The 11686-nt window shown below is 45.7% G+C and carries 11 protein-coding genes and 1 rRNA gene; 11 read left to right on the top strand and 1 reads right to left on the bottom strand.

The window, feature by feature from the left end; genetic code table 11:
* The 8 genes from rrf to pssA all read left to right on the top strand — a co-directional run.
* Positions 1–100, top strand: a 5S ribosomal RNA gene (rrf, locus tag AC58VC_RS36635); the annotation flags it as partial.
* Positions 101–622: 522 nt separating this feature from the next.
* Positions 623–1084, top strand: a complete 462-nt coding sequence (locus tag AC58VC_RS36630; protein WP_145669433.1) for a CtsR family transcriptional regulator — start codon at positions 623–625, stop codon at positions 1082–1084.
* Positions 1085–1097: 13 nt separating this feature from the next.
* Positions 1098–1610, top strand: coding sequence for a protein-arginine kinase activator protein McsA (gene mcsA / locus AC58VC_RS36625; protein WP_145669436.1), 513 nt, complete (start codon positions 1098–1100; stop codon positions 1608–1610).
* 66 nt (positions 1611–1676) lie between these two features.
* Positions 1677–2696 carry a protein-arginine kinase McsB gene (mcsB, locus tag AC58VC_RS36620; protein ID WP_497376395.1) on the top strand — a complete coding sequence of 340 codons (1020 nt, stop codon included), beginning with the start codon at positions 1677–1679 and terminating at the stop codon, positions 2694–2696.
* A gap of 59 nt (positions 2697–2755) precedes the next feature.
* Entirely contained in the window at positions 2756–5197 is a 2442-nt protein-coding gene (clpC, locus tag AC58VC_RS36615) for an ATP-dependent protease ATP-binding subunit ClpC (protein WP_497376394.1), read from the top strand.
* A gap of 156 nt (positions 5198–5353) precedes the next feature.
* The gene (gene radA, locus AC58VC_RS36610; protein WP_477498853.1) at positions 5354–6721 is read left to right on the top strand and encodes a DNA repair protein RadA; all 1368 of its coding nucleotides are present in this window, start codon (positions 5354–5356) and stop codon (positions 6719–6721) included.
* Between the two features lie 40 nt (positions 6722–6761).
* Positions 6762–7841, top strand: coding sequence for a DNA integrity scanning diadenylate cyclase DisA (disA, locus tag AC58VC_RS36605; protein WP_497376393.1), 1080 nt, complete (start codon positions 6762–6764; stop codon positions 7839–7841).
* Positions 7842–7927: 86 nt separating this feature from the next.
* Entirely contained in the window at positions 7928–8677 is a 750-nt protein-coding gene (gene pssA, locus AC58VC_RS36600; RefSeq protein WP_161407580.1) for a CDP-diacylglycerol--serine O-phosphatidyltransferase, read from the top strand.
* An 87-nt stretch (positions 8678–8764) separates the two neighbouring features.
* On the opposite strand, the gene AC58VC_RS36595 is transcribed toward pssA, so the two are convergent.
* Positions 8765–9160 (bottom strand): DUF1573 domain-containing protein, encoded by a 396-nt coding sequence (locus AC58VC_RS36595; protein WP_127457569.1) that lies wholly within the window; start codon positions 9158–9160, stop codon positions 8765–8767.
* Positions 9161–9316: 156 nt separating this feature from the next.
* Here AC58VC_RS36595 and AC58VC_RS36590 point away from each other — a divergent pair, with 156 nt between their 5' ends.
* The 3 genes from AC58VC_RS36590 (at position 9317) to ispF (ending at position 11685) form a co-directional block, all read left to right on the top strand.
* On the top strand, positions 9317–10384 hold the full coding sequence (locus tag AC58VC_RS36590; protein ID WP_497376392.1) for a PIN/TRAM domain-containing protein: 1068 nt from the start codon (positions 9317–9319) through the stop codon (positions 10382–10384).
* Positions 10385–10498: 114 nt separating this feature from the next.
* Positions 10499–11203 (top strand): 2-C-methyl-D-erythritol 4-phosphate cytidylyltransferase, encoded by a 705-nt coding sequence (gene ispD / locus AC58VC_RS36585; RefSeq protein ID WP_497376391.1) that lies wholly within the window; start codon positions 10499–10501, stop codon positions 11201–11203.
* The gene (gene ispF / locus AC58VC_RS36580; RefSeq protein WP_497376390.1) at positions 11200–11685 is read left to right on the top strand and encodes a 2-C-methyl-D-erythritol 2,4-cyclodiphosphate synthase; all 486 of its coding nucleotides are present in this window, start codon (positions 11200–11202) and stop codon (positions 11683–11685) included. The genes ispD and ispF overlap by 4 nt, the downstream gene beginning before the upstream one ends.
* The last annotated feature ends 1 nt before the right edge of the window (position 11686 follow it).

Raw genomic sequence — 11686 nt, 5'->3', positions numbered from 1 at the left:
AGGGGACCCACGCGTTCCCATCTCGAACACGACCGTTAAGCCCTCCAGCGTCGATGGTACTTGAACCGCAGGGTTCTGGGAGAGTAGAACGTTGCCAAGCACAATTGAGAACCTTACAAGGAGAAATCCTCGTAAGGTTTTTTGTTTATATCTTGTTGCCACTGCCTGAGGCTCCTTAGTAGCCCAACTGTAAAAAGTGCAGTAAAATAGCGGCACTATTCCCATTTTGACCGATTACCTGCATTTCCTACATTAATATTAAGCGGAAACGGTGGAAGCATCTGCTTTACTTGAACTAAGCTGCACTTTTTACATCTAAGTTTGTTAATCTCAGCATTGGAGCATAATTACCTGCACTTTTTGCAGTTAACTTATGGAGAAAGGCCAAACTTAAGAAGTACCACTCCAACCCCAAAAAAAGGAACAGCCCCTAACGTTAAGCAGGGGTATTTTTGTAAATACTGAGAGTAAGCTGTGAAAATGCTCAGTTTTCTTATATACGGCAATGTTTAGCGGCAGCACTTGTCAAAAAGAAAGGAAATGATTATAATCTAGTTAAGGTCAAAGAAAGTCAAAGTCAATCAAAGTCAATTTACTTCTAGCAGTCTGGGAGGATGAATTGATGCGTAACGTATCAGAAATTATTGAGCAGTATTTAAAGCATGTCCTTCAACAAAGCTCTGAAGGAGCCATCGAGATTCAACGAAACGATCTAGCGGATCAATTCCAGTGTGTGCCTTCCCAAATCAATTATGTGATTAGTACAAGGTTTACGCTGGAAAAGGGTTACCTCGTGGAGAGTAAACGTGGCGGTGGCGGGTACATTCGTATCCAGAAGATTGAGCTTAAGAGCCATGGATCGATATTGGATCATATTTTTCGAACGATTCATACACACATAGATCAAGTCGCTTCAGAAGGACTCATTTACCAGCTGCTGGAAGGCCACTATATTTCAACACGAGAAGCCAATTTGATTCGGGCAGCGATATCCAGAGATGTGTTGACCTTCAAGCTCCCGCTGCGCGATGAAATTCGAGCTAAGATCCTTAAAGCGATGCTGATATCCTTGCTTAGCAGATGAGGAGGCATATGAAATGATTTGTCAGGAATGCGGGAAACGACCGGCGACTCTTCATTTTACGAAGATTGTGAATGGAGACAAGAACGAGTTCCACATTTGTGAGAATTGCGCCCGCGAGAAGGGTGAAATGATTCCTGGGACATCTGGCGGTTTTTCGATTCATAATCTTTTATCAGGATTACTTGATTTCGAACCTTCCTCTCTATCCGCCGCGAAGTCACAAGCGATTCGTTGTGAGAACTGTGGGTTAACGTATTCGCAGTTTAGTAAACTAGGACGTTTTGGATGCGGGTCCTGTTATCAAAGCTTTTCAGAAAAGTTAGATCCTCTGTTCAAAAGAGTGCACGGGAACACCGTACATGTGGGGAAAGTCCCCAAACGAAGCGGTGGCATTATTCAATGTAAGCGGGAAATCGATACGCTTAAGAAGGATATGATGACCTGCATTGAAGCAGAAGAATTCGAACAAGCGGCGAAGATTAGGGACCAAATTCGCGAGATAGAGAAGAAAATTGCCGGATTGTGATTTTGTAAGGAAGGTGTGAATCCAGTGACACTACAGCGGTTTACAGGAGATGCATTGAGCGAATGGATGAAGGGAGAGGGGCCGGAATCGGATATTGTCATCAGCAGTCGAATCCGCATTGCGCGCAACCTTAGAGACTACCCTTACCCGATGCTAGCTACCAATCAACAATCACAAGAAGTACTCGATCAGTTATCCGGCGTGCTGGAGAATGATGAACTGGAGACGATCAGTAACTTTTCGCTTATTCCGCTATCTGACCTTAACGAGCTTGAGCGAATGGTTCTTGTTGAGAAGCATTTGATTAGTCCTAACTTAGCTAACGAATCCAGAAATGGTGCCGTTATTTTAAGCGAAAATGAATCCATCAGCATTATGATCAATGAAGAGGATCATCTTCGCATACAATGCTTATGCCCAGGCTTCCAAATTAAAGAAGTTTGGGACTTGGCGAACCAAATTGATGATATTTTTGAAACCCAGCTAGATTACGGCTATGATGAAAAGAAGGGCTACCTAACAAGCTGCCCTACCAACGTCGGAACCGGCATTCGCGCTTCGGTAATGATGCATCTACCCGCTCTGGTGCTCAGCCAACAAATTAATCGGATTTTATCCGCTGTTACACAAGTTGGATTGACGGTTAGAGGATTATATGGGGAAGGCAGCGAAGCATTAGGTAATCTGTTCCAAATTTCGAATCAGATTACGCTAGGACAATCCGAAGACGAGATTATTGATAATTTACACAGTGTTGCAAGACAAATTATTGAGCATGAGCGTGCTGCAAGGCATAAGCTGATGCAAGAGTCTAGAATGCGTATCATTGATCGCGTGAATCGCTCGCTTGGTATTCTGTCTTACGCAGGAATTATGGACTCTAAGGAGGCTGCGCAGCGCCTGTCGGATGTGCGATTAGGCATAGACCTGGGGATTATCAATAATGTTTCTTCTAATGTTTTGAATGAACTACTGGTCATGACGCAGCCTGGCTTTCTTCAGCAATACGCTGGTGAGAAGCTGAGCGCCGATGAGCGTGACATGCGTCGAGCTGAGCTGATTCGAGAGAAATTTGGCAGGGTATAATCAGTTAAGATTCATCCTTTAGGTTTTCCATAGATATACTAATTTTGGAGGTGTTCTCTATGATGTTTGGCAGATTTACAGAACGTGCGCAAAAGGTGCTTTCTTTGGCTCAAGAGGAAGCAGTTCGCTTAGGGCATAACAATATTGGTACTGAGCACATTTTGCTGGGTCTTATTCGTGAAGGGGAAGGTATCGCCGCTAAAGCACTTGTTGCTTTGGGTTTAGGTCTTGAAAAAATTCAAGATGAAGTCGAATCCCTGATCGGCAGAGGACAAGAGCAGCCTACCAACATTGCGTATACACCTAGAGCAAAAAAGGTTATCGAGCTGTCCATGGATGAGGCAAGAAAATTAGGTCACACGTATGTGGGGACTGAACATATTTTACTCGGATTAATTCGTGAAGGTGAAGGCGTTGCCGCGAGAGTCCTTAACAATCTTGGTGTTTCTTTGAACAAAGCACGCCAGCAAGTTCTTCAATTGTTAGGCAGCAGCGAGACAGTGTCTCCAAGCCACGGTAACACTCAGAATGTGAATACACCTACGCTAGATGGTTTAGCAAGAGATCTGACCGCCTACGCCAAAGAGGGTCATCTAGATCCCGTTATCGGCCGTAGCAAAGAGATCGAACGTGTGATTCAAGTGTTAAGCCGCAGAACGAAAAACAACCCGGTGCTGATTGGTGAGCCAGGGGTTGGTAAAACGGCAATTGCCGAAGGCCTCGCTCAGAAAATCATTAATAATGAAATTCCGGAAACGTTGAAGGACAAAAGGGTTATGACTCTCGATATGGGGTCTGTGGTAGCAGGCACCAAATATCGCGGTGAATTTGAGGATCGTCTCAAAAAAATCATGGACGAAATTCGTCAAGCGGGTAACATCGTGCTCTTCATTGACGAGCTTCATACTTTGATCGGCGCTGGTGGTGCTGAGGGTGCGATTGATGCCTCCAACATCTTGAAGCCGGCCTTGGCTAGAGGTGAGTTGCAGTGCATTGGTGCTACGACGCTGGATGAATACCGCAAATACATCGAAAAGGATGCTGCGCTTGAGCGCCGTTTCCAACCAATTACGGTGGATCAGCCATCCCCTGAGGAAGCTGTCCAAATTCTATACGGACTGCGTGACCGCTACGAAGCTCACCACCGTGTGAAAATTACGGATGCTGCTATTCAAGAGGCTGTTAAGCTCTCAGATCGCTACATTACGGACCGTTTCTTACCGGATAAAGCGATTGACTTGATCGATGAGGCTAGTTCCAAAGTAAGACTACGTTCTTACACAATACCGCCTTCATTGAAACAGCTTGAGAATAAGCTGGAGGATATCCGTAAGGAGAAGGATGCCGCGGTTCAAAGCCAGGAGTTCGAGAAAGCGGCTGGGCTTCGCGACACTGAACAGAAGCTTCGCGAAGAACTGGATACGACCAAGAACGAGTGGAAAGAAAAACAAGGTCGTTTGGATACAGAAGTAACGCCAGATGATATCGCTCAAATCGTAGCAAGCTGGACAGGAATTCCTGTTAGCAAGCTGGCGGAAGAAGAAACAGATCGTCTGCTCAAAATGGAAGATATTCTTCATGAGCGTGTCATCGGACAAGAAGAAGCAGTTAAAGCCGTCAGCCGCGCGATTCGCCGTGCTAGAGCAGGTCTGAAAGATCCGAAGCGTCCAATGGGCTCCTTCATCTTCTTGGGACCTACTGGTGTAGGTAAAACTGAGTTAGCGCGCGCGTTAGCTGAATCTCTTTTCGGTGACGATAACGCAGTAGTCCGGATCGACATGTCGGAATACATGGAGAAACACTCGACTTCTCGTCTGGTCGGAGCGCCTCCAGGGTATGTTGGCTATGAAGAAGGCGGCCAACTGACTGAGAAAGTTCGTCGTAAACCATACTCGGTTGTATTGCTCGATGAGATCGAGAAAGCACATCCAGAAGTTTTCAATATTCTGCTGCAAGTGTTGGAAGACGGTCGTTTGACGGATTCCAAAGGACGTACGGTCGATTTCCGCAACACATTGATCATCATGACTTCCAACGTAGGCGCGGATATGATTAAGAAAAACTCCTCACTTGGCTTCACAGCTGCTCTTGATGCTGGTAGAGATTATACCAACATGAAAGATAAAGTGATGGGCGAGCTTAAGAAAAGCTTCCGTCCTGAGTTCCTGAACCGGATCGACGAAATCATCGTCTTCCACTCCTTGGATGAGAAGCATATCGCTGAAATCGTTACTCTGATGGCGGATGATCTTCGCAAACGTCTGAAAGAACAAGAAGTTGATTTCTTGCTGACAGACAAAGCCAAAGCATTCTTAGCCAAAGAAGGGTATGACCCGACTTACGGCGCAAGACCACTTCGCAGAGCGATCCAGAAGCATATTGAGGATCGTCTATCTGAGGAACTTCTCAGAGGCAATATCGCTAAGGGCGATTCCTTAACGATTGATGAGAATGAGGGCGAGCTTGTTGTCCTGAAGGGCGAAGGCGTAGCAGCTAAATAAAGCAAGCAAAGAAGCATTTTGCTGCATCCGGTTCTGGGTGTAGTAAAATGCTTTTTTATTTTCAGATGACCTTTCATGGGCTTCGTAAAAATGGTAAACTTTATTGGTAAGGATAGCCAAATATTGAATTGAAACATCTAAGGAGTCACTTACGTCATGAGTAAACAGAAAACGAAATTTTGCTGTCAAGAATGCGGTTATGAATCGCCAAAATGGATGGGCAAATGCCCAGGTTGTCAATCTTGGAACACGATGGTGGAAGAAGTCGAAACGGTTGTACGTACAAAGGGTATGAATTCTTCTGCCCCTCGCACGAAAGAAAAACCGACCCCCATCATACATATAGAAAGTAGCCCAGAGCCTAGGGTTGTGACCAGCAATAAAGAACTGAATCGCGTCTTAGGCGGAGGTATTGTGCCTGGATCTTTGATTCTCGTAGGTGGGGATCCGGGAATCGGGAAATCAACGTTATTGCTCCAAACTTCTTTCGAGCTGACGCAAGCACATCAGAAAGTGCTTTATATATCGGGGGAAGAGTCTGTTAAACAGACGAAACTTCGTGCGGACCGCTTGAATGCATCATCTCCGCTGCTCTATGTTCTTTGTGAAACGAACCTGGAACTTATTGAGGAAGCCATTCAAGAAATTGAACCGGATTTCTTAGTGATTGACTCCATTCAGACTGTCTACCATCCTGCCATTACATCGGCCCCAGGAACCGTTTCGCAAGTTCGGGAATGTACGGGTCACTTTATGAGAATAGCTAAGGGGAAAGGTATTGCAACGGTCCTTGTCGGCCACGTGACGAAGGAAGGCGCCATTGCGGGACCTAGGATGCTGGAGCACATGGTCGATTGCGTCCTTTACTTCGAAGGAGAGCGGCATCATTCCTACCGCGTGCTCCGCGCAGTCAAGAATCGATTCGGGTCTACGAATGAAATCGGGATTTTTGAGATGCAAGAAGCAGGACTTGTCGAAGTAAGTAACCCATCCGAACTGTTCCTGTCCGAAAGGCCGCTCGGTGTTGCCGGCTCTACCGTGGTTGCGAGTATGGAAGGAACGCGTCCAGTTCTCGTAGAGATTCAGGCGTTGGTTTCTTCGACGAATTTCCCATCTCCCAGAAGAATGGCGACTGGTGTCGATCATAATCGACTTTCTTTGATCATTGCCGTTTTAGAGAAACGTATGGGGATGTTCCTTCAGAATCAAGATGCTTATCTGAACGTGGCTGGCGGCGTCAAGCTTGATGAGCCTGCTGTAGATTTAGCCATTGCGATTAGTATTGCATCCAGCTTCCGGGATCACGCAACGAGACCTTTTGACGTCGTGTTCGGTGAGATCGGGTTGACTGGAGAAGTCCGCGGTGTATCCCGGATTGATCAACGGGTGAAGGAAGCGGAGAAGTTAGGATTCCGCAGAGTCATTATGCCAGAGAAAAGTTTGAAGGGGTGGACGCATCCGCCCGGTATGGAGATTATTGGGGTGAACACGGTGTCGGAAGCATTGAAAGCGGCACTGGAGTAGCTCTTGAATCATTCAACCTGCAAGCCTTCAGGAGGACAATATGAGTAAAGAAGAGATAAAGCGAGACGTCATGAGCCAATTGCTGCAAATGGTAGCCCCTGGCACACCGTTCCGTGACGGTTTGGAGAATGTTTTGCGCGCCAAAACGGGCGGACTTATTGTTGTTGGATATAGCGCGGAAGTAAGGGAAATCGTCGACGGCGGCTTTTCGATCGATTGTGATTTTTCACCCAATTATTTATATGAGCTGGCCAAAATGGATGGAGCGATCATCCTCAGCGAGGATATCAAACGTATTCTCTATGCGAATACACAATTAATCCCGGATTCCTCGATCTCATCGTCGGAAACAGGAATCCGCCATCGGACAGCTGAGCGTGTTGCGAAACAAACGAATAAGCTGGTTGTTTCGATTTCGCAACGACGCAATGTTATCACCCTTTATCAAGGCAACTTGCGCTATGCGCTCAAAGATATAGGCGTTATATTAACGAAAGCTAATCAAGCTATCCAAACGTTGGAACGGTACAAAGTTGTTTTGGATCAGTCGCTGACGAACCTGAGTGCGTCGGAGTTTGAAGAGCTAGTTACGCTGCACGATGTCACCAATGTCATTGCTCGTTTTGAAATGGTGCTGCGCATCAAGGCAGAAATCAACCGTTATATTAACGAGTTGGGGAACGAAGGCCGATTAATTAGCATGCAATTGGAAGAACTTGTTGGCAATGCGGAACTTGAAGCGCGTTTGCTCGTAAAAGATTATGTAAGGGAATTATCCGAAGACCGAGTCAAAGAAATGCAAGCTGGTTTGAAGCGGTTATCTTCGGACGAATTGCTAGAACCGCACCAAATCATTCGATTACTCGGCTATCCGCATACAAATTCAATCGTTGAAGAACCAGTTTCCCCGCGAGGATTCAGGGTTCTTGGGAAAATACCGCGGCTTCCCTCGATCATTATTGCGAATCTTGTAGAGAAATTTGGCTACCTGCCGCACATGATGATGGCGACCATTGAAGAATTGGATGAAGTTGACGGAATCGGAGAAGTGAGGGCGCGCGCAATTAAAGAGGGCCTCAAAAGAATTCAAGAACAAGTGTTCATTGACAGACATATTTAAACTGGATACAATCATAAAGTATCTAATGTTGAGGTTTTATAAAGTCAAGTTTAGGGCATAGTAAATCCAGAGGTGGACAAAAAAATATGTTAACGAAATCAATTCCCAGTCTTTTTACAGTAGGGAACTTATTCCTAGGTGTTCTGTCGATCATTCTCGCTTTCAGTGGTGAGCATGGTATCGCAGCTGTACTTGTCATTGTTGCAATGCTGCTTGATGGTCTTGATGGCCGTGTAGCAAGGGCATTGAATGCACAGAGTGAATTCGGTAAAGAACTAGACTCGCTGTCCGACGTTATTTCTTTCGGTGTAGCACCTGCCTTTATCATGTATGTAGTAGCTTTTAATGATCCGAGTGTGATCAGTCCGGCATTTGCTTGGATCGTCACGGCGATCTTCCCCATTTGTGGAGCACTTCGTTTGGCTCGCTTCAATGTTGTTGCTGGTACACCTGGCTATTTCATCGGTTTGCCGATTCCAGCTGCTGGTGGTGTGCTTTGTACATTAGCGTTGTTTGTGAACGAAATTAATGTCTATGTGCTTTTGGTAAGTACAATTATGCTTTCTTACTTGATGGTAAGTACAGTGAAGTACCCGAACTTCAAGAAAGCGGGTATTCCTAAAGCAGCAATCTGGATTACACCAGTTATCGTTGCCGTTGCTGTCTTGATTGCAATTAAATGGCCTGAGTCCATTTCCAAAATGATCTTCGTACCTCTTCTATTGTACGCGCTTTATGGCTTAAAAAAAAACGTTGATGGGTTTTTCATCCGTCTTCGCAGAAAGAACAAAAGACGCGGTGTAGACGATTCGAATTCCGTTAAGTCCGACGTTTAATCAGCAAGTTTCTAAAATAAAAAGCATTTATTTTCTTCTGATCATCTCAGAGAAAATAAATGCTTTTTTGTTTGTTCATCTTCATTTTCATGACATGTTGAAGAGTCCTAGTGTTGTGCATTTCTTGGATTCATTCTCAACGACTTGTTCCAGGTTAACATCAAGAATGTTGCTTAGTGCGGACATATAGAACAAGTTCCTGCCCAACTCACTACTGACAACCTCGATGCATTGTTCACACAGGTGACCGGATACATGAGTGCCCAGCACATCCTTAGCCTCATTCAAAGTCATCTCTGGATGGTACTCTTGCTTCGCTGCGTTGACCTGAATACATCCACATTCCGTAATGGATTTAACCACGGAACGGTTGGCAGCTGCGCCGGACTGTTGAAATTTGGATAAGACGTCAAGCAGACTTCGGTGACGGAGCAACAATTCGGATACTTGATCTTGAAACTGCTTTAAAGTCAAGGAGCTCATTCCATCCACCTCGGGTGTGTTGGTAACTTCCAATTTCATTATAATGGAAGCCCCTTAATATTTCAATTTTACATCTGAAGAAGTGATTAACGATGGATAAATTGGAACATAATTGTAATGAAGCTATATCAATATGTTGATGCAGGGGGTGAATCTATGATGAGGAAATGGGTACAGTTCATTTTGGCCATCATGGGTGGTAGTTTAGGTTTTGGATGGAGTGAAGCAATTCTTAGTACAACAGGTGTCATGAATGATTCAGGAAAAGCAATAGCCATCAATAGTTTATGCGCGCTAGTTATGTTCATTCTTTCAGCATGGATTGCAGGCAAGGGGATGAAGCTGCTTGTCAAAGGGGAAAGAAACGTTGCGGACATTCCTGTGTCCGATCTGCTCTCAGGTACACTAGGACTAGTAATCGGACTGCTTATATCAGTATTGGTCTTCCCTGTGCTTGATCAGGTGAAGTGGGCAAGCCCTATTTTACCTTTCGTCGTCTCAGGGGTTCTAGCCGTTATGGGATTTCGGATTGGTTACAGCAAGCGGGAAGAGCTGGTTCAGATTATTGCCATGAGTCGGGTAGTCGCTCCAGAGAAGCAGACACATCGTCCTTACGAGGAACATAAGATTCTCGATACAAGTGTTATCATTGACGGGCGCATTGCAGATATTTGCAAAACAGGATTTATCGAAGGCACTCTCGTTATACCGGAGTTTGTCCTGGAAGAGCTGCAGCATATTGCGGACTCATCGGATCTACTCAAGCGGAATCGCGGACGGCGCGGACTCGATATTTTGAACAAAATTCAAAAAGAACTCGAAGTGAAAGTGCTGATTTATGAAGGCGATTTTGAAGAGATATCCGAGGTTGACAGCAAGTTGGTGCGTTTGGCGAAGGTGCTGCAAGGAAAAGTAATTACGAACGATTTTAACCTGAATAAAGTCTGTGAATTGCAAGGTGTTTCAGTGCTTAATATTAATGATTTGGCGAATGCCGTAAAGCCTGTTGTTCTGCCGGGTGAAGAAATTATTGTTCAAGTCATTAAAGATGGCAAAGAGCATGGACAAGGTGTCGCTTATCTTGACGATGGCACGATGATTGTGGTGGAAGGCGGTCGTGAATTCATTGGCATGACGCTGGAAGTGATGGTAACGAGTGTGCTGCAAACTTCGGCGGGCCGAATGATTTTCGCGAAACCGAAATTATTGGAAAAAGCGCAATAAAACCAGTATGATAGGGAGATGTAACATAGCACGGAGTTGTTTATCCTAGGGTCTATGCTTACGCAGAAAGCTTTCGAATAGAAGGCGCTCAGTTGAGTTGGAGGACTTAGGCTTATGGGGAAGCTAGGGGTTATCATCGTGGCAGCGGGCAAAGGCTCGCGCATGGGAACGGCGGAAAGTAAACAATATTTACAACTGGGACAGAAGCCAATTCTGGTACATACGTTGCAATTATTTCAAAACATACATGAAGTGAATGAAATCATTCTAGTTGTTGGCGGAAATGACGTAGAGCGCTGTACAGGCTATGTACAGAGCTACGCGCTTTCCAAGGTCACTCATGTGCTGGCAGGCGGGGCAGAGCGTCAGGATTCCGTCAGAAGGGGTCTCGCAGCCCTTGAGCAGGATACCGCTTGGGTACTTGTGCATGACGGTGTTCGTCCTTTCGTCAAAAGGGAACATGTGTTCGATTGCCTGTCAAAGGCAAAAGAGCAGGACGCGGCCGTGCTGGCGGTTCCCGTGAAGGATACGATCAAGGTCGTAGATTCTGCAAAGCGAATACAATCTACACCAGATAGACGAAGCTTGTGGGCCATCCAAACCCCGCAAGCTTTTCGGCTTTCTCTTTTGCAGGAGGCGCATGAGTGCGCCCTTCAGGATGATTTTATGGGCACAGACGATGCTATGTTAGTGGAGCGTATAGGAACAACGGTGCATGTTGTTGAAGGGGACTATTACAATATTAAGATAACTACACCGGAAGATTTGCCATGGGCAGAATGGATACTACAGAACGTAAGGGGAGAGGAACAACAATGATTCGCGTAGGACAAGGATTTGATGTTCATCAGTTGGTAGAAGGCCGCATGTGCATTATCGGAGGCGTGACGATTCCTTATGAAAAGGGACTGCTCGGCCACTCCGATGCTGATGTGCTTTTGCATGCAGTTAGCGATGCGATTCTAGGCGCTCTGGGCTTAGGGGATATCGGGAAGCATTTCCCGGATACAGCTGCGGAATTCAAGGATGCGGACAGCTTGGTTCTTTTGAAACACGTATGGCAGCTTGCAAAAGATAAGGGATATCGTCTGGGGAATACTGATTCCACGATTATTGCTCAGAAGCCTAAGATGGCACCGTACATCCCGCAAATGGTTGAGATTATTGCCGATGCCTTAGAAGCGAAGCCGGACCAAGTCAATGTGAAAGCTACAACGACCGAGCAGCTAGGTTTCACGGGCCGAGGCGAAGGAATTGCAGCACAATCGGTTGTTTGTTTAATTCGAGATGTGCTAGAATAGC

The sequence above is a fragment of the Paenibacillus sp. J22R67 genome (assembly GCF_059692175.1).
This window is presented reverse-complemented; position numbering and strand designations above follow the sequence as displayed.

Coding starts and splice junctions, on each gene's coding strand:
- disA (WP_497376393.1), top strand. CDS start 6,762: ATGAGTAAAGAAGAGATAAAGCGAGACGTCATGAGCCAATTGCTGCAA.
- ispF (WP_497376390.1), top strand. CDS start 11,200: ATGATTCGCGTAGGACAAGGATTTGATGTTCATCAGTTGGTAGAAGGC.
- AC58VC_RS36590 (WP_497376392.1), top strand. CDS start 9,317: ATGATGAGGAAATGGGTACAGTTCATTTTGGCCATCATGGGTGGTAGT.
- AC58VC_RS36595 (WP_127457569.1), bottom strand. CDS start 9,160: ATGAGCTCCTTGACTTTAAAGCAGTTTCAAGATCAAGTATCCGAATTG.
- clpC (WP_497376394.1), top strand. CDS start 2,756: ATGATGTTTGGCAGATTTACAGAACGTGCGCAAAAGGTGCTTTCTTTG.
- AC58VC_RS36630 (WP_145669433.1), top strand. CDS start 623: ATGCGTAACGTATCAGAAATTATTGAGCAGTATTTAAAGCATGTCCTT.
- pssA (WP_161407580.1), top strand. CDS start 7,928: ATGTTAACGAAATCAATTCCCAGTCTTTTTACAGTAGGGAACTTATTC.
- mcsA (WP_145669436.1), top strand. CDS start 1,098: ATGATTTGTCAGGAATGCGGGAAACGACCGGCGACTCTTCATTTTACG.
- mcsB (WP_497376395.1), top strand. CDS start 1,677: ATGAAGGGAGAGGGGCCGGAATCGGATATTGTCATCAGCAGTCGAATC.
- ispD (WP_497376391.1), top strand. CDS start 10,499: ATGGGGAAGCTAGGGGTTATCATCGTGGCAGCGGGCAAAGGCTCGCGC.
- radA (WP_477498853.1), top strand. CDS start 5,354: ATGAGTAAACAGAAAACGAAATTTTGCTGTCAAGAATGCGGTTATGAA.